The organism is Micromonospora sp. NPDC048999, assembly GCF_040649295.1.
Lineage (GTDB): Bacteria > Actinomycetota > Actinomycetes > Mycobacteriales > Micromonosporaceae > Micromonospora.
In genome coordinates this window covers 1-19,467 of record NZ_JBEZFI010000050.1, presented here as the reverse complement: position 1 = coordinate 19,467, position 19,467 = coordinate 1, and the positions used below count along the sequence as shown (strand labels likewise).

17 protein-coding genes and 1 rRNA gene are annotated in these 19,467 nt (G+C 75.0%); 3 read left to right on the top strand and 15 right to left on the bottom strand.

Features of this window, described 5'->3' with window-relative positions; translation table 11 throughout:
- Positions 1-31 precede the first annotated feature (31 nt).
- From AB0C02_RS29685 to AB0C02_RS29630, 12 genes are all read right to left on the bottom strand, one after another.
- Positions 32-1,783: a CTP synthase gene (locus AB0C02_RS29685; protein ID WP_357552436.1), complete on the bottom strand. Its 1,752-nt coding sequence runs from the start codon at positions 1,781-1,783 to the stop codon at positions 32-34.
- Positions 1,784-1,935: 152 nt separating this feature from the next.
- Positions 1,936-4,305, bottom strand: coding sequence for a hypothetical protein (locus AB0C02_RS29680; protein ID WP_357552435.1), 2,370 nt, complete (start codon positions 4,303-4,305; stop codon positions 1,936-1,938).
- Positions 4,302-5,438, bottom strand: a complete 1,137-nt coding sequence (locus AB0C02_RS29675; RefSeq protein ID WP_357552434.1) for a glycosyltransferase family 4 protein — start codon at positions 5,436-5,438, stop codon at positions 4,302-4,304. The genes AB0C02_RS29680 and AB0C02_RS29675 overlap by 4 nt, the downstream gene beginning before the upstream one ends.
- Positions 5,435-7,105, bottom strand: a complete 1,671-nt coding sequence (locus tag AB0C02_RS29670; protein WP_357552433.1) for a lipid II flippase MurJ — start codon at positions 7,103-7,105, stop codon at positions 5,435-5,437. Before AB0C02_RS29670 ends, AB0C02_RS29675 begins: the two co-directional genes overlap by 4 nt.
- A 1-nt stretch (position 7,106) precedes the next feature.
- A complete protein-coding gene (locus AB0C02_RS29665) occupies positions 7,107-7,973 on the bottom strand; it encodes a hypothetical protein (RefSeq protein WP_357552432.1) in 867 nt (288 codons plus the stop codon).
- Positions 7,974-8,061: 88 nt separating this feature from the next.
- Positions 8,062-9,009, bottom strand: a complete 948-nt coding sequence (locus tag AB0C02_RS29660; protein ID WP_357552431.1) for a copper transporter — start codon at positions 9,007-9,009, stop codon at positions 8,062-8,064.
- Between the two features lie 28 nt (positions 9,010-9,037).
- Positions 9,038-10,216 (bottom strand): putative cytokinetic ring protein SteA, encoded by a 1,179-nt coding sequence (gene steA / locus AB0C02_RS29655; protein WP_357552430.1) that lies wholly within the window; start codon positions 10,214-10,216, stop codon positions 9,038-9,040.
- 136 nt (positions 10,217-10,352) lie between these two features.
- Positions 10,353-12,110 (bottom strand): DNA repair protein RecN, encoded by a 1,758-nt coding sequence (recN, locus tag AB0C02_RS29650; protein ID WP_357552429.1) that lies wholly within the window; start codon positions 12,108-12,110, stop codon positions 10,353-10,355.
- A 611-nt stretch (positions 12,111-12,721) separates the two neighbouring features.
- Complete coding sequence (locus AB0C02_RS29645; RefSeq protein ID WP_357552428.1) at positions 12,722-13,606, bottom strand: NAD kinase; 885 nt, start codon at positions 13,604-13,606, stop codon at positions 12,722-12,724.
- Positions 13,603-14,463, bottom strand: coding sequence for a TlyA family RNA methyltransferase (locus AB0C02_RS29640; RefSeq protein ID WP_357552427.1), 861 nt, complete (start codon positions 14,461-14,463; stop codon positions 13,603-13,605). The genes AB0C02_RS29645 and AB0C02_RS29640 overlap by 4 nt, the downstream gene beginning before the upstream one ends.
- Positions 14,464-14,485: 22 nt before the next feature.
- Positions 14,486-14,740 (bottom strand): hypothetical protein, encoded by a 255-nt coding sequence (locus AB0C02_RS29635; RefSeq protein WP_357552426.1) that lies wholly within the window; start codon positions 14,738-14,740, stop codon positions 14,486-14,488.
- Positions 14,737-15,216 (bottom strand): hypothetical protein, encoded by a 480-nt coding sequence (locus AB0C02_RS29630; protein ID WP_357552425.1) that lies wholly within the window; start codon positions 15,214-15,216, stop codon positions 14,737-14,739. Before AB0C02_RS29630 ends, AB0C02_RS29635 begins: the two co-directional genes overlap by 4 nt.
- A gap of 112 nt (positions 15,217-15,328) precedes the next feature.
- Here AB0C02_RS29630 and AB0C02_RS29625 point away from each other — a divergent pair, with 112 nt between their 5' ends.
- On the top strand, positions 15,329-15,664 hold the full coding sequence (locus tag AB0C02_RS29625) for an SCP2 sterol-binding domain-containing protein (RefSeq protein ID WP_357552424.1): 336 nt from the start codon (positions 15,329-15,331) through the stop codon (positions 15,662-15,664).
- Between the two features lie 16 nt (positions 15,665-15,680).
- Here the strand turns inward: AB0C02_RS29625 and AB0C02_RS29620 are convergent, their stop codons facing one another.
- Both AB0C02_RS29620 and AB0C02_RS29615 read right to left on the bottom strand, forming a co-directional pair.
- Positions 15,681-16,700 (bottom strand): HAD-IIA family hydrolase, encoded by a 1,020-nt coding sequence (locus AB0C02_RS29620; protein WP_357552423.1) that lies wholly within the window; start codon positions 16,698-16,700, stop codon positions 15,681-15,683.
- The gene (locus AB0C02_RS29615) at positions 16,697-17,635 is read right to left on the bottom strand and encodes a Replicase polyprotein 1ab (RefSeq protein WP_357552450.1); all 939 of its coding nucleotides are present in this window, start codon (positions 17,633-17,635) and stop codon (positions 16,697-16,699) included. Before AB0C02_RS29615 ends, AB0C02_RS29620 begins: the two co-directional genes overlap by 4 nt.
- A 132-nt stretch (positions 17,636-17,767) precedes the next feature.
- On the opposite strand from AB0C02_RS29615, the gene AB0C02_RS29610 reads away from it, so the two are divergent.
- Both AB0C02_RS29610 and AB0C02_RS29605 read left to right on the top strand, forming a co-directional pair.
- Positions 17,768-19,012, top strand: coding sequence for a hypothetical protein (locus AB0C02_RS29610; RefSeq protein WP_357552422.1), 1,245 nt, complete (start codon positions 17,768-17,770; stop codon positions 19,010-19,012).
- A 129-nt stretch (positions 19,013-19,141) separates the two neighbouring features.
- Positions 19,142-19,282 (top strand): hypothetical protein, encoded by a 141-nt coding sequence (locus AB0C02_RS29605; RefSeq protein ID WP_357552421.1) that lies wholly within the window; start codon positions 19,142-19,144, stop codon positions 19,280-19,282.
- Positions 19,283-19,374: 92 nt separating this feature from the next.
- Here AB0C02_RS29605 and rrf read toward each other — a convergent pair.
- A 5S ribosomal RNA gene (gene rrf / locus AB0C02_RS29600) occupies positions 19,375-19,467 on the bottom strand; the annotation flags it as partial.

Genomic DNA, 19,467 nt, shown 5'->3' with positions numbered 1-19,467 from the left:
GCCTCGCCGCGCAGCCGGATGGTTCGCCCGTTCACGACGCTGCCTTCGCCGCGGCGGCGGCGCCGTTGCGGGTCGCCTTCGCGGCAGCGGCCTCCGGCGGCGCGGTCTTCAGGTCGACCGGGAGCTGGTCGGCCTCGGAGTACGCGACGGCGGCCTGGACGAACGCGGCGAACAGCGGATGCGGCCGGGTCGGGCGGCTCTTCAGCTCCGGGTGCGCCTGGGTGGCCACGAAGAACGGGTGCACCTTGCGGTCCAGCTCGATGAACTCGACCAGCCGGCCGTCCGGCGAGGTGCCCGAGATGCGCAGCCCGGCCTTGGTGAGCTGGTCGCGGTAGGCGTTGTTCACCTCGTACCGGTGCCGGTGCCGCTCGCTGACCTCAGTGGTGCCGTACGCCTCGGCGACCAGGGAGCCCTCGGCCAGCTTCGCCGGGTACGCCCCGAGCCGCATGGTGCCGCCCAGGTCACCCTTGCCGGCGACGATGTCCTGCTGGTCGGCCATCGTGGCGATCACCGGGTGCTTGGCCTCCTCGTCGAACTCCAGCGAGTTCGCCCCGTCGAGGCCGGCCAGGTGCCGGGCCACCTCGATGGTCATGCACTGCAGGCCGAGGCAGAGGCCGAGCAGCGGGATGCCGTTCTCCCGGGCGTACCGGGTGGTGCCGATCTTGCCTTCGATGCCGCGGACGCCGAAACCGCCCGGGATGACGATGCCGTCCACGCCGGCCAGGGCGGCCGCCGCGCCGGCCGGGGTGACGCAGTCGTCGCTGGGCACCCAGCGCAGCTGCACCCGGGCCCGGTGGCCGAAGCCGGCGGCCCGGATCGCCTCGCTCACCGACAGGTACGCGTCGGGCAGGTCGACGTACTTGCCGACCAGCGCCACGGTCACCGTGTGGCGGGGCTGGTGCACCCGGTCCAGCAGGTCGTCCCAGCTGGCCCAGTCCACGTCCCGGAACGAGACGCCCAGGCGGCGCACCACGTACGCGTCGAGGCCCTCGCGGTGCAGCACCTTCGGGATGTCGTAGATGCTCGGCGCGTCCGGGGCGGCGGTGACCGCCTCCCGGTCCACGTCGCAGTAGAGGGAGAGCTTCTCCTTGACCTTGTCCGGAATGTCCCGGTCGCAGCGCAGCACCAGGGCGTCCGGCTGGATGCCGATGCTGCGCAGCTGCGCCACCGAGTGCTGGGTCGGCTTGGTCTTCAGCTCGCCGGACGGCGCCAGGTACGGCACCAGCGAGACGTGCAGGTAGAAGCAGTTGTCCCGGCCCAGGTCGTGACGGACCTGACGGATGGCCTCCAGGAACGGCAGCGACTCGATGTCGCCGACCGTGCCGCCGACCTCGGTGATCACCACGTCGGGCACCTGGCCATCGGCGTCCGGCTCACCCATGCCGAGGATCCGCGACTTGATCTCGTTGGTGATGTGCGGGATGACCTGGACCGTGTCGCCCAGGTACTCACCGCGCCGCTCCTTGGCGATCACGGCCGAGTAGATCTGCCCGGTGGTGACGTTCGCCATGCCGGACAGGTCCCGGTCCAGGAACCGCTCGTAGTGCCCGACGTCGAGATCGGTCTCGGCGCCGTCCTCGGTGACGAAGACCTCGCCATGCTGGAACGGATTCATCGTCCCCGGATCGACGTTGAGATACGGGTCGAGCTTCTGCATCACCACCCGCAGCCCGCGCGCGGTCAGTAGGGTGCCGAGGCTGGAGGCGGTGAGGCCCTTACCCAGCGAGGAGGCGACGCCCCCGGTGACGAAAATGTGCCTGGTCGTCCGTGCTGAAGGGGCCAAGGCCTGCTCCCGTGTCGTCCGTAGCGGTCGTGCGAACCGCCGTGCCGATCAAGCGAGTGATCATGCGATCCACGGGATTCCACGGTAACACCTTCCCCACCCCGGATCGGCGTCGCACCCGCCGTCGGCGCACGTGAAGCCGGGTCCCGCCCTCAAGGGGTGGGCATTTCGGCCGCCGCCGGAGCACCCTGAGCGGGCACCCACGCCGGCCGACCGGCCGTACCGGGTTCGGCGGCCTCCGCCTCCGTCCGGCCGTCCGCGTCCCCGCCGTCGGGCCCCGCCGGCTCGTCCGGAGCCCCGGACCGACCGGCGTCGGCCGGCCGCCCGGCGATCCCCGAATCGGCGGCGCCGGGCATCGGACCACCGCCCCCGCCGCTCGGGCCGCCGGCCGTACTGGAACCGATCCCGGCACCGGGCCGCCCGCCGGGCTGGGTGCGGTCAGTGGCATGGTCGAGCACCCGCAGCGCGGCCAGCGCCGCCATCGGCACCGCCAGGGCGGCCGCCGCCCCGGCCACGTCCAGCGCCGCACCGCCCAGCACCCCGCCGATGCCGGCGGCCACCGCGGTGCCGGCCATCGCGGCCCGGATCGCCGGATAGATGCCGAACAGCCGCATCAGGCCGCCCCAGGGCTGCAGCAGGGCGAGCCAGACCAGCGCCGCGCCGACCAGAGCCAGCACGGTGAGCGGGCTGTGGAACAGGGTGTCGACGTTGGCGGTGCTCGCTCGATGCACGGTGAGCCCGCCGGTGCCGTCGCCCAGCGCGGCGAGGAACCGCCCCACACTGCCCCGGTCGGCCTCCGGCCGACGCAGGTCGATCATGGCGAAGCCGACGGTGAGCGCCAGCCCGGCCATGGTGGCCCAGGCCAGCCGGCTCATGGTCAGCCAGCCACCGGCGCAGATCGCGGCGGCGACGCTCACCCCGGCAGTGAGCGCAATCGCGCCGGTCGAATCCGCCCCCAGGTACGGGCTGCCCACCGTCACCACGGCGGCGCCGCCGACCACCACCATGACCACGGGACGCCAGGCCCGCGGGGCCCGCTGGGCCAGCCAGCCGCCGCAGAGCAGCGACCCGGCGATGAACACGCCCAGACCGACCGTGCCCAGGCCGGCGTACCGGCCGCCGTCCAGGGCGGAATAGCCGATCACGCCGTTGAGCTGCAACCGGGAGCCGGTGAGCACGTCCACGCCGATCACCAGGGTGGCCAGCCCGGCCACCGCGCCGAGCGGGCCGAGGGTGCGCCCGTGCCCGGGGCTGAACCGGACGGCGGCGACGCCCCCGACGATCAGCAGGACGGTCACCGCCGTGAACCACCAGCCCGCGTACTGGCCCCGCCACCACGGGGCGGCGCCGGCGAGCAGGGCGGCCGGCACGGCGAGCGCGGCGGCGATCAGCAGCAACTCCACGGCCGCCACCACCCGCCGGGACACCGGTTCGGGCCCGTGTGGGCCGGCGTGCCGGCGGGCCCGACGCAGCAGCGGCAGGACCGCCACGGCGAGGGCCACCTGGGCAACGGCGAGCAGGGTGAAGAACCAGTCGGCGACCGGGCGCCGCGCGCCGGCCTCACGGTCCGCGTCGGCCGGCACGTCGATCGCAGCACGCAGGTCGGCGGGGCGTCCACCGACCGGCATCGCCGCGCTGCCGAGGAAGAGCCGGTCCGGCATCGGGCGGCCCAACGCCGCCAGGGCGGTGGGTGCCAGGTCCACCAGTTGCAGGTAGCCCTGGCGGGTGGTGCTCGGCGACGTCAGCCAGCCCCGCTCCCAGCCCGGGCCGTTGGCGACGGCCACGTGTAGCCGGGACGGCGTGTCCGTGTCGGAGACACCGGCGACCATGACCAACGAACGGAGTGGCCGGGCGGCGAGCACCCGGGCGAGCTGGGCGTCGGCCTGCCGGGCCTGAGCCGCCCGGATGGCCGGATCCGCGCTGTCGACGGTGCCCAGGTCGACGATGCTCAGCACGCAGGAGCCGAGCAGACCCGCCGGATCGGCGGGCAGCTCCGACGCGTAGCGGTCGACCCGGCCGAACGGGCGGGCGGCGGCCACCGCCGCACCCGGCCCGACCGCCACCGAGCAGCGCACCGACTCCGACAGCGCGCCGGGCGTCGCGCCCCAGGCGAGCTGGTCCTGGTTGTGCGCGACAACGCTCTCCTGATCGGGCAGGTAGGCGCCGATCCCGTCGGGCTGCTCGACAGCCACCCCGGCCGCCGGGCAGCCCCCGGCCGGGCGGCTGCCGGGCCAGGCGGCGAAGTTGCCGGCGCCGAGGGTCAGCCAGCCGTCGACCGGGCAGGTCGGCCGATGCGCGGAGCGCACCGCGAGGGAGCCGATGGAGCCCTCCTCGGCCAACCGCCACAGCGCCGGGGTGTTCTCCGGGTCAACGTCGTCCCAGCGCAGCCCGGCCACCCCGGCCAGCACCACGAAGTCGGCGCCGCGTTCGGGGTCGCCGGTGCCCGGGCGGGCGGCCAGCGCGGTGATGCCGAGGGCCACCACGACCAGGGTCAGCAGGACCGGGATGAGTCTGCGCATCACCGGTTCCCCGTCGACGGCTCGGGGGCCAACTCGGCGTAGAGCGCGGCCAGGGCGGCCACGGTGTCCGCCTCGGTCGGCCAGGTCGCGGCCCGGGCGGCGCCCCGGTGGGCCAGGTCGGCCCGGCGGGAATCGTCGTCCAGCAGGTCGCGGACCGCCGCGTCGATCGCGTCGACGTCACCGGCGGGGACCAGCACCGCGCCGTCGCCGACCAGGTCCGGCAGCCCGCCCACGGCGGTCGCCACCAGCGGCACGCCGGCGCGCAGCGCCTCCTGAGCGAACAGCTGGCGGGCCTCCCAGTCGCTGGTCACCACGGCCAGGTCGGCCCCGGCCAGCAGGTCGGCCACGTCGGTGCGGTGCCCCAGCAGGGTCACCGGCGCCCGGGCAGCCGAGATCCGCGCGGCGAGCTGGAGGTAGGCGGGCCCGCTGCCGGCGATCAGCACCAGCGGCGGCGCCGGAGTCCGGTTCCGCCACCGGGCGGCCACGTCGACCAGGATGTCGTACCGCTTCTGCGGGTGCAGCCGGCCCACGGAGAGGATCAGCGGCCGGTTGGCGGCGAGCCCGAACTCGGCCCGTACGGCGGCCCGGCGGCGGCGCGGCGCGGGCAGCGTCGGCGCGGCGACCGGGGCCAGACGGGCGTCGGCCGCGCCCAGCGCGGCGGCCCGCTCCACCAGGTCGCCGGAGGCGCCCAGCGCCACCCGGGCAGAGCGGGCGACGATCCGCTCGGCGAGCCGGGACAGCCGCCCGCGCAGCCCACCGGAGAGGACGGCGTTGTGCCAGGTGACCACCAGCGGCGCGGCCGGCCGGGCGAGGACGGCGACCAGACCGGCCCGCAGCCCGTGCGCGTGCACGACGTCGACCCTGGTGGCGGCGAGCGCCCGACGCAGCGCGGCGACGGCCCGCGCGTCGGCCGGGGTGGGGCTGGCCGGGATCTCCACCGGCGCGAACCGGGCGCCCACCCCGGTGAAGTCGAACTGGTCCTGGGTGGCGGCCGGACCGCAGACCAGCACGGACACGCCGGCGGCGGTCAGCCCACGGACCACCGACCGGATGTGCTGTCCCACCCCGCCGGTGCTGGAGGCGAGCACCAGGGCCACCGAGCCAGGCCACCGCGGCGCCGACGAGGCGTCCGTCATGAGGTAACGGTCTCCTTCCCGTCGCCCCGACCCGTGGGGCGCTGCTCCTCCGGCGTGCCGGTGCGCGGTCGTCGCCGGAGGCGACGGGCCACGGCGGTGAGCAGCGGCCGGACGTCCCGCGCGTCGGTCAGCCAGGCTACGGCGAGGAACAGGGCGCCGACCACGGCTCCGGACAGCATGCCCTGCAGGAGCGCCTGCGCCGCCGTCGGGGTCCCGAGGCCGGCGAGCCAGCGGGAGGTGACCGCACCGCCGAGCCCGGCCACCACGGCGGCGAGCAGGCCGGCGGCCCCGGCCCGGCCCAAGCCGGCCAGGGCGGCCCGCCCGGCGGTGCGCAGCACGGCGGCGATCAGCAGGGCACCGAGCACCAGCATGCCGGCGGAGGTGGCCAGAGCCACCGCCAGCACCCGGTCGGCCAGCGGCAGCAGCCGCCCGAGCAGGACCGCCAGCACCGGCACGGTCAGCCAACCCACGGCGGTGGCGACGGTCGCCGAGCGGGTCTCGCCGCGGGCGTACAGGGCCCGGGTGAGCACGGCGAACAGGCCGTAGCCGACCAGGCCGGGGGCGAAGCCGGCGATGGCGGCCGCGGCCGGACCGGCGACGTCCGACGGAAGGAAGAAGTGCCCGACCGGGACGGCCGTACCGACCAGCGCGGCGGCGCCGAGCAGGCTGAACAGCACCACCCCGCGTACCGCCGGGGCGAGGGTCTGCTGGTAGGTCCGCTCGTCGCCCGCCGCCCGGGCCGCCGCCAGGGTCGGGTACGCGGCCACGGCCAGCGGCACGGCCAGCACCGCCCAGGGCAGGAAATAGATCGTCTGGGCGAGGTTGTAGATGCCCGGACTGGCCTCCGACCCGTAGGAAACCTGATTCAACCCCACCATCAGGGCGATCTGCTGCGCCGTGACGGTGACCACCCCGGCGACGGCCAGCGCGCCGACCCGGGCCCGGGCCTCGGCGGGAAACCGGAAGCCCGGCCGCAGCGGCAGCCGCAGCCGGCGCAGCGGGATCAGCAGGGACAACGAGAGCACCACCACACCGAGCGTGGTGCCCCCGGAGAGCAGCAGCTCACCACCCCGGCCGGCCCGGGCCACGGTGGCCAGCGGCCCCTCGACTGCGGTGAAGCCCAGGTAGACGGCGATGACGGTGACGCTGGACAGCAGCGGGGCGATCACCGGCCAGGCGAAGCGCCGGTGCGCCTGGAGCACCCCGGTCAGCACGATGCCGACGCCGTACAGCGGCAACTGGGGGGCGAACACCCGCAGCATCCGCGCCCCGACCTCCCGCTGGAGCTCACTGAGGCCGGATCCCTGCAGCGAGACCAACGGATCCGCGAGCAGCGCGACCAGCAGGGCGAGGGGCACCAGCAGGGCCAGCACCCAGGTGAGCAGGGCGCCGGTGGTGGCCGCCACGGCCCGCCGGTCGCCCGCCTCGACGGCCCCGGCCAGCAGCGGCACGACGAGACTGGCCAGGGCCCCACCGGCGACGATCTCGAAGATGAAGTTCGGCAGGTTGTTCGCCACCACGTACGCGCCGCCCAGGTCGGTGGGGGCGAGCGTCCAGGTGAAGACGCCGGCACGGCCGAAGCCCGCGAGCCGACTCACCACGGTGAGCACGGCGATGAGCGCGGCGGCTCCGGCCACCCGGCCGGCGAGGGGTGCCGGTTTGTTCACGTCAGTCCGCGAGCCGGCCCAGCGCGTCGAGCTCCCGCAGCCCTGGGGTCCGCTGGATGACCTGGGTGAAGCTGACCTTCTCACTGGCGGCGGTGAGCGCGGCGAGGACGGCGAGGACGCCGGCCCGGCCGAGCGGGCCGGTGCGCGCGGCCAGGCTCACCCCGAGTAGCGCGCCGAGCGCGTTGGCGCCGCTGTCGCCGAGCATCACCCGCTCGTCGAGGTCGTCGCGGACCAGCCCGGCGGCGGCGCCGACCGCGCCCGCGGCGATCCCCCCGTACGGGCCGGCGGACAGCGGCGCGCCGAGCAGCATGCCCGCTTTCAGTGCCCGGCCGGGGCGCAGGTCGAGCAGGTTGACCAGGTTGGCGGTGCCGGCCACCACGCCGGCGCCGAGCAGCACGTCGAGCCCACGGCCGACGGCGCCGGCCCGCTGCCGGCGGGGATGGGCGGCGACCCGGCGGTCGGCGGCCAGCAGCGCGGCGGCGCCGAGGCCGGCCGCCCCCACCCCGACAATCTTGACGAGCCCGGCGGTGACCCGCCCTTCCCGTAGCGCGGCGAGGTGCCCGGCGAATCCCTTGGCGGTCTTCTGCTCGGGGCGCGCGCCGACGATGTCGTCGTACAGCCCGACCGTGCCGGCGCCCACCCCGGCGAGCAGGGCGGCGGCGCCGGCGGGGGCGCTGCCCGCGCCGAGCGCGCCCGCGGTGGCGGCCCCGACGGCCAGGGCCGGGCCGGCGGCCAGGGTGACCGTGCGGCCCCGGAAGTTGGTGCGCTCCAGCGCCGGCGCGCTTGGGGAGGTACGCACCTCCCGCAGTACGTAGCGGGCGGCGGCCACCCCCGCGCCGACGGCAAGCAGCCGACCCCACCTGGTCACGCGACCCCTCCGATCCGGATGTCATGCCCCACGCGCCACGGGCCGGACAGCAGCCGGCCGCGCGCGCTCGCCACCTCGCGACGCTCGCTCACTGCGGCAGTTTAGGGAGCAGCCCTCCCGAGGCGTTGTCCCCGACACCGTACTGGCCGGTTTTCTTCTCGGTCAGCAGCTGCACCAGGGCGAGCGCGGTGACCAGCTGGCCCTGCACGGTGTTGGCGTCGTCGACGGTCGAGACGCTCTGGGAGAGCACCGCGTCGCCCCGGACCGCGGCGACCACGTTGCCCCCCGACGAGCCCATGCCGCCCACCACGATCGCGCCGTTACGCGCGAACTGCTCGGCGATCTTCAGCACCGAGTCGTCCTTCTTCGCCGAGTCCTTGTCGACGTACGGCTGCCCGCTGACCAGCACGACCGCCTCGGCGGGCCCGGAGACCTTGTCCTGCAGGGTCAGGTACCCGGCGTTCGTGTACGCCTGCAGCACCGTCCGGCGGTCCCCGTCGGTGACCGTCGCGGTGCCCTGCGGCCGGTCCAGCAGGACGCTGGCCAGCAGCGCGCTGGAGGTCTCCACGCCGTGCCCGTTGCCCGGCAGGTTGGTGGAGACGCTGTTCGGGTGGGAGGCGGTGACGGCCAGCTCAAGCAGGTTGCTGTTGTTGGTGCCGTCCGGGTTGATGAACTTGTCCTGGACGTCGACCCGGCCGGTGACGTTGGCCCCGGCGAGCTGGAGCATCTTCACCACGCCCTCGGTGTGGTCGCGACCGCTGGGCAGGCTGAGCACCAGCACCCGCCGGCCGGCCAGCTTGCCGGGGAGCATGAGCTGCGCCATCCCGGCGGCGAACTCCTCCTCCTGGTCCAGTTCCTTCTGCATGCTGTTGACCGTCTGGCGCATCTGCTGGTTGTCCTTGCGCAGCCCGTTGACGGTCTCCTTGAGCGAGTCGGCGACCGGCCCGTTGAGGGCGGCCGTGCCGACCACCAGGCCGATCGCCAAGGCCAGGAAGACCGCGGTCAGGGACACCACGTGGTAGCGGAAGTTGATCACGCTTGCAGCCTCTTGATCGGTCGGGGGGTCAGAAGAGCTGGCCGAGCTGGAACACGAAATTGTCCCACCATTCGGAGATCACGCCCAGATACGCCTTCCCGACGGTGGAGACCGCCACCGCGGAGGCCATCGCGGCCACCGCCGAGAGGACCAGCAGAAGCAGAGAGGAACCGGAGATGCCCTGTCGGTAGAGCCGGCTCACGCCCTTGGCGTCGACCAGTTTGCCGCCCACCTTCAACCGGGTCAGGAAGGTCGAGGCCATGCCGCCCCGGCCCTTGTCGAGGAACTCCACCAGGGTGGCATGGGTGCCGACGGCCACCAGCATGGAGGCGCCCTTCTCGTCGGCCAGCAGCATGGCCAGATCCTCGCTGGTGGCGGCGGCCGGGAAGGTGATCGCCGGCACGCCGAGGCCCTCCACCCGGGCCAGGCCCGGGGCCCGGCCGTCCGGGTAGGCATGCACGACCACCTCGGCGCCGCAGCGCAGCACGTCGTCGGTGACCGAGTCCATGTCGCCGATGATCATGTCGGGGGTGTAGCCGGCCTCGACCAGCGCGTCCGCGCCGCCGTCCACGCCGATCAGCACGGGCTTGAACTCCCGGATGTAGGGGCGCAGCACGTCCAGATCGGCCTTGTAGTCGTAACCGCGGACCACGATCAGGCAGTGCCGGCCCTGGATCTGGGTCTGGATCTCCGGCACGCCGACGCCGTCGAGCAGCAGGTCACGCTCCTGCTTGAGGTAGTCCATGGTGTTGGCGGCGAACGCCTCCAACTGGACCGACAGCCCCTCCCGGGCGTCGGCCATCGACTTGGCCACCGTCTCGGTGTCCTGCAGGGCGCCGTGCGCGACCGGCTCGTCGCCGACGTAGACGGTGTTGCCCTCGATCCGGACGACGTCGCCCTCCCGGATCTGCTCGAAGACGCCCTCGCCGAGGTCGTCCAGGAGTGGGATGCCGGCGGAGATCAGCACCTCGGGGCCGAGGTTCGGATAGCGCCCGGAGACCGATGGCTTGGCGTTGAGCACCGCGGCGACCCCGACCGCGACCAGCGAATCGGCCGCCACCCGGTCCAGGTCGACGTGGTCGATGACCGCGATGTCCCCGGGCCGGAGCCGGCCGACCAGCCGCTTCGTCCGGCGGTCGAGGCGCGCGGTGCCGAGGATCGAACCCGGTTCCGCGTTCCGGGTCCGGCGCAACGTGGGAAGACGCATCGTGACCATCCTGGCATGTGAGGCAGGTTTTGCTGTCGCGACATGCCTTGCCGTCGCGACATGCCTGAGCAGGGCCGCCTACCCAGGGAAGCACACCCGGGCGCAAGCCGGTGTGCTTGCCGTCACAAAACCGGAATCACGGACGCCTTTCCTTGGCCGCCACGGCCAGGAGTTCCTCGGCATGCGCGATACCCAGGTCGGAATCCGGCAAACCCGCGAGCATCCGGGCCAGCTCCCGGGCCCGCTCAGTGTCCTCCACCACCCGGACCCCGCTGGTGGTCACCGCTCCCCCGGTGTCCTTCGCCACCACCAGGTGACGGTCGGCGAACGCGGCGACCTGCGGCAGGTGGGTGACCACCAGGACCTGGTGGCTGCGGGCCAGCCGGGCCAGCCGCCGGCCGATCTCCACCGCCGCCTGCCCGCCGACCCCGGCGTCGACCTCGTCGAAGACCAGCGTGGGCGGCCCGCCGGACCCGGCGAAAACCACCTCGATGGCGAGCATCACCCGGGACAGTTCGCCGCCGGACGCGCCCCGCTGCAACGGCAACGCGGGAGCGCCCGGGTGAGCCAGCAGCCGCAGCTCCACCTCGTCGGCGCCGTCCGGGCCGACCCCGGCCTCGACCCCGTTGACCGGAAGGCTCGGCTCGGCCCGCCCGACCGGACGCGGCAGCACCGCCACCTCGATCCGGGCGTGCGGCATCGCCAGCCCGGCCAGCTCGACGGTGACCTGCTCGGCGAAGCGGCCCGCGGCCTCCTGACGCGAGGTCGAGACCCGGCCGGCCAGCTCGGCCACCTCCGCGGCCAGCCGGGACGCCTCCCGGTCCAGCTCGTCGAGCAGGTCGTCGGAGGTATCCAGGTCAGACAGCCGGGTGCGCGCCCGCTCGGCCCAGGCGATCACCCCGTCGACGTCGTCGGCGTACTTGCGGGTGAGCCCGCGCAGCGCGGCCCGTCGCTCGTAGACCGCCTGCAGGCGGGCCGGGTCGGCGTCCAGCCCGGCGAGGTAGGCCGACAGCTCCGCGGACACGTCGGCCACCAGGGTGGCCGCCTCCTCCAGCCGCCCCGCCAGCTCACCGAGCACCGGATCCGTGCCGGCCTGCGCCTCGAGGGCGCGCCGGGCGGTGCCGAGCAGGGCGGCGGCGTCGGGGGTGTCGTCGGCCGCCTCCACGCCGCCGGCCACGCACTGCTGGGCCAGCTGCGCCGCCGTACGTAGCCCCTCGGCGTGCTCCAGCCGCCGCGCCTCCACCCTCAGCTCGTCGTCCTCGCCGGGCTGCGGGTCGACCCGGGTGATCTCGTCAAGGCCGAGCCGGAGCAGGTCCGCCTCCTGGTTGCGCTCACGGGCGTTGCGCCGCCGATCGGCCAGGTCGTCGACCACCACCCGCCACCGCGTGTGCGCCTCGCGCAACGCGTCGAGCAACTTCTCGTGCTCGGGGCCGGCGAACCGGTCGAGCGCGGCCCGCTGCTCGGCCGGGCGCAGCAGGCGCAGCTGGTCGGACTGGCCGTGCACGGCCACCACCTGCTCGCCGACCTCGCCCAGCATCGACACCGGCATGCCCCGGCCGCCCAGGTGCGCCCGGGAGCGCCCCTCGACGGTGACCGTACGGCTGAGCAGCAGCGAACCGTCCTCGTCCGCCTCGCCGCCGGCGTCGGTGATCCGGGCGGTCACCGTCCCGGCCACCCGGCCGTGCAGGCGCAGCCGCCCCTCCACCACCGCACGACCCGGTTGGGCCCGCACCCGGCCGGCGTCCGCCCGGCCGCCGAAGAGCAGACCGAGGCCGGTCACCACCATGGTCTTGCCCGCACCGGTCTCCCCGGTGATGACGTTCATCCCGCCGGTCAACGGCAGCGTGGTGTCCTCGATGACGCCCAGTCCGGTGATGCGCAGCTCTTCCAGCACAGCAACCGACACTAGACGCGGGCCCCGACAGTTGACCAGCCGGCGCGGGCGGCGACACCCCACCCCGCCCGGGCCACCGGACGAACCGGCCCTGGTCCGGTGGATGCCGGGGTGCCGGACGCCCGCCTCGCCGCTCGGCTCGTGAACCGCCGCTTCCTCCGGCGGCGGCTCGTCGACCCGACGACCCTGACCGGGGTCGACACCCAGCCAGGGTGCGGCCCGCCGGTCCGCCCGCCGCGGCCGGCCGCGACTCGTCCGACACCCCGACCGTCGTGGTCCCGACCACCCCCTGGCCGGTGCCACGACCGCCGGGCCGCGCGCCCGGGCGGACACGGGCCTCACCGCCCCGCCCGGACTCCACCTCAACGCAGCCCGTACGCCCCGGTGACCGCCCGTACGACGGTGCTACCCCGGCCTCGTCGACGGCCCGGGCGACCGATCCCGCCGCAGGGCGGAACCGTCACGCCGTCGCGGCTGAGGCGTGGTACGCCGAACACGCGGTGCGCCGTCGTCGAAGGAGGCCCCTACCGTAACCCGGTCACCGCCCGGCGCGGGTACCCCGAACCGTCGAGGCCGGGTCGGCCCGACGGCCCCGTACGCTGACCGCAGACTCAGCGGCGACTGCCGCGCCAGCCCTGCACGGGCAGGTCGAACTTGGCCACCAGCCGGTCGGTGAACGGGCGCGCCCGAAGCCGGACGATCCGCACCGGCAGCGCACCCCGGCGCACCGTGACCCGGGCGCCCGGAGGCAGGTCATACACCCGCCGACCGTCGCAGCTCAGCACCGCGAGGGTGGTGAACGGGTCCACCGTGATCGCGAAGGTGGACGTCGGCGCGGTCACCAACGGACGGCTGAACAGCGCGTGCGCACTGATCGGCACCAGCAGCAGCGCCTCCACCTCCGGCCAGACCACCGGCCCGCCGCCGGAGAACGCGTACGCGGTGGAGCCGGTCGGGGTCGCGCAGACCACGCCGTCGCAGCCGTACCGGGACAACGGCCGACCGTCCACGTCGACCAGCAGTTCGAGCATCTGGGCGCGCACGCCCTTCTCCACGCTGATCTCGTTCAACGCCCACGACTCGATCATCGGGCCACCGTCGAACTCGGCGGTCACGTCGAGGGTGAGCCGTTCGTCCACGGTGTAGTTGCGCCCGACCACGTCGCGTACCGCGCTGTCCAGGTCGTCGATCTCCGCCTCGGCGAGGAAACCGACCTTGCCTAGGTTGATCCCGAGCAGTGGCGCCTTCGCCGGCCGCGCCAACTCGGCGGCGCGCAGGAACGTGCCGTCCCCGCCGAGGGCGAAGACGATCTCGGCGTCCTCGGCGGCCTTCAGGCCGGTCACCGGCACCACCCCGGGCAGGTCCAGGTCGTCGGCCTCCTCCGCCACCACCCGCACCTCGAAGCCGGCCGCGATGAGGTCGGCCGCCACCGCCCGCGCGTGCTCGGTGCTGCGTCGACGGCCGGTGTGCGTCACCAGCAGAGCGGTCCGGCTCACCCGGGCACCTCCTCGCTCGCGGAACCCGCCGCGTCGGCCGGGGCCGGGAAGCCCTGCGGGCCCGCGGCCACCACCGCGCGTACCCGCTCGGGGTCCGCGGCCGGCGCGTCCCGGCGTAACCATACGAAGAACTCGACGTTGCCACTCGGCCCCGGCAGCGGGCTGGCGGCCACATCGGCCAGCCCCAGGCCGAGCTGTGCCGCCGCGGCGGCCACATCGAGCACCGCCTCGGCGCGCAGCGCCGGGTCGCGGACCACCCCGCCCGCACCGACCCGCTCCTTGCCCACCTCGAACTGCGGCTTGACCATCAGCGCCAGGTCGCCGTCCGGCTTCGTGCAGCCGGCCAACGCCGGCAGCACCAGCCGCAGCGAGATGAACGACAGGTCGGCCACCGTCAGGTCGACCGCGCCGCCGACGACTTCCGGGGTGAGAGTACGCACGTTGGTGCGCTCGAAGACGTGCACCCGCTCGTCGGTGCGCAGCGGCCAGGCCAACTGGCCGTAGCCGACGTCGACCGCCACCACCTCAGCGGCCCCGGCGCGCAGCAAGACGTCGGTGAATCCGCCGGTGGAGGCGCCGGCGTCCAGGCAGCGCCGGCCGGCCACGGCCAGCCCGCCGGCTGCGAACGCGGTGAGCGCACCGGCCAGCTTGTGCCCGCCCCGTGAGACGTATTCCGTGGCGGGATCCGCGCCGGTGACCAGCAGCGGGTCGGCCGGGTCGACCATCGCCGCGGCTTTGCGGGCGGGCACTCCGCGTAGCTGGACGCGGCCGGCCTCCACCAGCGCGGCCGCCTGCTCGCGGGACCGGGCCAGACCGCGACGGACGAGTTCGGCATCGAGTCGGGTACGACGTGCCATGCGGGGTTCTCTCTCCGGTCGATCAGGTCTGGTCGATGCTGGCCAGCGTCTCGCGCAGCGTCTCGTACGCCGCCTCGTACTGGGCGATCTGGTCCGCCGGCGAGAGCGCCGCAGCGTTGTTCATGGCTTGCACGGCGGCGTCCACCGCCGGATGCCGGACGGTGTCGCCGAGCTCCTCGACCGGCGCGGGCGCCGGCCGCACTCCCGCGGGGGGACCACCCGGCCGCGGTCCGGGGCGCGGGGCCGGCGGCGGCCCCGGACGGTACGAGCCGGTCACGACTCGGCACCCCCGGTCGTCCGCTTGCGGGCGGCGGCCTTCTTCGCCGGCCGGGCCGGGGCGGCCGACGCCTCCTCGGCCGAGGTACGCGCGGCCTTCGCCACGGCCTTCTTCACCACAGCCTTGGTCGAGGCGGGCACCGGGCCGATCGGCACCGCGGCGTCGGCCGGGGTGGCTGTCGCCTCGCGCAGTTGCCGTTCCAGCTCGCGCACCCGGCGGGTCAGCTCGGCGACCTCGTCGGCGGTGGCCAGCCCGACCGCGCCCAGCGCCCGGTCCACCTCGAAGCGGATCAGCTTGGTCAACGCCTCCCGATTCGCCATGCTGGTGGAGACGAGCTCCTCGGCGAGCGACTGGAGCTGGGCCGCAGTCGTGCCCCCCTGGTCGACAACGCGTCGCACGGCGTCCTGGGCCTTCTTCCGGGGCGCCTCCGTCAGGCCCATGGCCAGCTCGAGATAGGCGCGCCACGCGTCCTGCATGCCTGAATCCTTCCGCGGGGCGGGTGTGCTGGTGTCACGCTACCGGGCACCCCGGACACCCCATTGCGGTACGGTGCCGAGGGTACGGCGTGGCGCGTGGTGAGGAGACGATGTGGCCAGCGTGGACGAGTGCCGACAGGCGTTGCAGGAGCTGGCCGCCCGGCTGGACCGGCACGCCGAGGCGCAGGGCCGGGTCGACCTGGAGCGCACCCTGGCCTGCCGGATCACCGATCTGGACACGGCGTTCCACGGCCGCCTCGATGGGGGCCGGCTGGTCGACCTGACCGACGGCGACGACCCGAACGCCAAGATCGCACTCAGCACCAGCAGCGACGACCTGGTCGCACTGGTCCACGGCCAGCTCGACATGGCCAAGGCATTGGCCGCCCGCCGGGTGTCCATCAAGGCGAACCCGTTCGACCTGATGAAGCTGCGCAAGCTGATCTGACCCACTGCGGGGTCGGTCAGCCGGGCAGGCCCAGCACGGCGAGGGCGTCCACCGCCGCCGGGGAGTCCGGCCGCACCCGCGGGTCGGCCGCCGTCGACCAGGCCACCGCGCAGAGCGCGGCGAGCGCGTCGAGCAGACGTCCCGCACCGTCGAGGGCCAGCCCGCCGTCGGTTACGGTCACCGACCAACCGCCGGCGTCGGGCGTACCCGGCACCCGCACCACCGCCGCCGGGTCGAACAACCCGGCCAGATCGACCGAGACGTACGTCGGCCGGTGCCGCTCGGGCGCAGCCAGCAGCTCGGGTACGTCGCTGACGCCGGTGAGCACCAGCAGACTGTCCAGGCCGGCCCGCCGGGCGCCCTCGATGTCGGTGTCCAGACGGTCGCCGACCACCAGGGTCCGCCCCGCACCGGCCCGACGGGCGGCGGTGGCGAACAGCGCCGGTTCCGGCTTGCCCACCACCACGTCCGGGTCCCGCCCCAACGCGGTCCGCAGCACCGCGACCAGGGAACCGTTGCCGGGCAGCGGGCCGCGCGGGCTGGGCAACGTCCGGTCGGTGTTCGTCGCGTACCAGAGCGCACCCGCCCGCACCGCCAGGGACGCCTCAGCCAGGTCGACCCAGCCGACCTCCGGGCCGTAGCCCTGGGCGACGGCGGCGGGCTGCTCGTCGACCGTCGACACCGGGCGCAGTCCGACGGCACGCAACTCCGCCCGCAGCGCCTCCGCCCCGACGACCAGCACCGGCGCCCCGGCCGGCAGCCGGTCGCGCAGCAACGCGGCGGTGGCGGCGGCCGAGGTGAGCACCTCCTCCGGCCGGGCCGGTACGCCCATGCCGGTGAGCAGGTCCGCCACCTCACTGGAGCGACGGGAGGCGTTGTTGGTCGCGTACGCGACCGCCCGGCCCTCGGCGTGCAGCCGGCCGACCGCCTCCACCGCGCCGGGGATCGGCCGGTCGATCAGATAGATCACCCCGTCCAGGTCGAAGACGACCAGGGCGTACCCGTCGACCAGCCGTTCCCCGGCGCTCGTGGTCACCGGCGGTCCGCCTCCACCTCGCGGTCCGGCGCGGCATCGCCGTCCGCGACGGCCGGAGCCTCGTCCGCAGTGATCGGCGTGTCGTCCCCGCTCCGCTCGGCGTCCGCGACCTCGGCCGGCGCGTCGGCGCGGACATCGGCGGCCAGCGAGCCCGCGTCGGCGTCGGTCAGTTCATCGTCGCCGAGGTCCGTACCGTCCCGGTCGCGGTACCCGGCCGGCACGTCATCGCCGTCCTCGAGGTCGGCAGACTCGTCGCGGTGGCCCGCGCGCGCGTCATCCTCCGGCTCGTCGTCCACCGCGTCGAGGTCGTCATCCTCCTCGTCGTCGCCCTCGATCACCACGCCGTCGAGTTCGAGCAGCCGCTCGGCGGCGTCGGTCTCGCCCTCGGCATCCACGTCGGCGGCCCGGGAGAACCACTCCCGCGCTTCCGCACGCCGGCCCACGGCCAGCAGCGCGTCCGCGTACGCGTAGCGCAGCCGCGCCGCCCACGGCTCTGACGAGTCGGTGGTCAGCTCGGGGACCTGCAGCATCGCCACAGCCGCGTCCTTCTGCCCGAGGTCACCCCGGGCCCCGGCGGCGACGATCAGCAGTTCGATCGCGACGGGCTGGTCGAGCTTCTCCCGGTCCGCGCCGCGGAACAGGTCGACCGCCCGCTCCGGCCGGCCCAGCGCCCGCTCGCAGTCGGCCAGCACCGCCAAGTGGCTCTGCAAGCCGCTCATCCGGTGGTACGTGCGCAGCTCGGCGATGCCGGTCTGCCACTCGCCGGCGTGGTACGCGGCCAGCCCGACCGCCTCCCGGACCGCGGCGATCCGCGCGGCGAGCCGCCGAGCGGCCAGCGCGTGCGCGAGCGCCTCCGCCGGGTCCTCGTCGATCAGCAGGCCGGTCGCGACCAGGTGCCGGGCGACGGTCTCCGCCACCGGCTTGGCCAGCGACAGCAGCTCGGCCCGGACGGTGGAATCGAGGTCGCTGGCGACCACTTCGTCCGGCAGCGCCGGCGCGAAAGCCCGCTCGGTCTCGCGTCCCTCGACGCGCTCCCGCCGGTCGTCCCGACGATCCCCCTGCGGGCCGTGGCCGCCCGGCCGGCGGTCCTCCCGACCGCGCTCGCCGAAGCCTCGGCGGTCCCCGTCCCGCTCGGTACGCTCCCGGCCGCCCCGGAAACCACCCGAGCGGCTGTCGTCGCGCCGGAAGCCACCCGCACGGTCGTCGCGGCGGAAGCCCTCACGCCGCTCGCCGCCGAAGCCACCCTCACGCCGCTCGCCGCCACCGGAGCCACCCTCACGCGGACCCGCGCCATCGCGCCGGAAACCGCCCTCACGGTCGTCGCGGCGGAAGCCGCCCTCACGCCGGTCGCCGCCACGGAAACCACCCGCACGGTCGTCCCGGCGGAAGCCCTCCCGCTGCTCGCCGCCACGGAAGCCACCGTCACGGCGGTCACCGCCCCGGAAGCCGCCCTCGCGGTCGTCCCGCCGGAAACCACCCTCACGGCGGTCCCCGCCACGGACCCCGGCGTCATCGCGGCGGAAGCCACCCTCACGCGAACCCGCGCCATCACGGCGGAAACCGCCCTCACGCGAACCCGCGCCATCACGGCGGAAACCGCCCTCACGCGAACCCGCGCCATCGCGGCGGAAACCGCCCTCACGCGAACCCGCGCCATCGCGCCGGAAACCGCCCTCACGCGAACCCGCGCCATCGCGCCGGAAGCCACCCGCACGGTCGTCGCGGCGGAAGCCCTCACGCCGCTCGCCGCCGCCGAAGCCACCCTCACGCCGCTCGCCGCCACCGGAGCCACCCTCAGGCCGCTCCTCGCGACGGAAGCCACCCTCACGCGGACCCGCGCCATCGCGCCGGAAACCGCCCTCACGGTCGTCGCGGCGGAAGCCGCCCTCCCGCCGGTCGCCGCCACGGAAACCACCCGCACGGTCGTCCCGGCGGAAGCCCTCCCGCTGCTCGCCGCCACGGAAGCCACCGTCACGGCGGTCACCGCCCCGGAAGCCGCCCTCACGGTCGTCCCGCCGGAAACCACCCTCACGGCGGTCCCCGCCACGGACCCCGGCGTCATCGCGGCGGAAACCCTCGCGTCGCTCGCCGCCGCCGAAACCGCCTTCGCGCCGCTCGCCGCCACCGGAGCCGCCCTCACGCCGCTCCTCGCGACGGAAGCCACCCTCACGCGGGCCCGACCGGAAGCCCTCCCGGCGGTCGCCACCTCGGAAGCCACCCTCGCGGTCGTCGCGCCGGAAACCACCCTCGCGTCGGTCGCCGCTCCGGGAACCAGCATCCCGGTCGCTGCCGCGGGAGCCGGCGCCCCCTGAGCGCGAACCAGCGTCACGGTTGTCGTCGCGGCGGAAGCCACCCTCGCGCGGGCCGGCGCGGAAGCCGGATTCACGGCGCTCGCCGTCCCGGGGACCGCCTTCGCGGGGGCCCGAGCGGAAGCCGCCCTCGTGACGGTCACCGCCGCGCGGACGGTCGTCGCGGCCGCCCCGGTACGAGGGTCGGTCGTCGCGGCGGGCGTCACCGCGCCCCTGCCCGCGCTCGGCGCGGTCCTCGTAACGACGGGGGCGATCCCCGCCCTGCGGTCCTGAACTCACGGGTACATCCTTCCTGAATGCGTCACCAAAGACGCTAACGCAGTCGAGGGCCGACCCTGCTGGGGCGGCCCTCGACTGGAAAGATTGTCCGGCGGTGTCCTACTCTCCCACACCCTCCCGAGTGCAGTACCATCGGCGCTGGAGGGCTTAGCTTCCGGGTTCGGAATGTGACCGGGCGT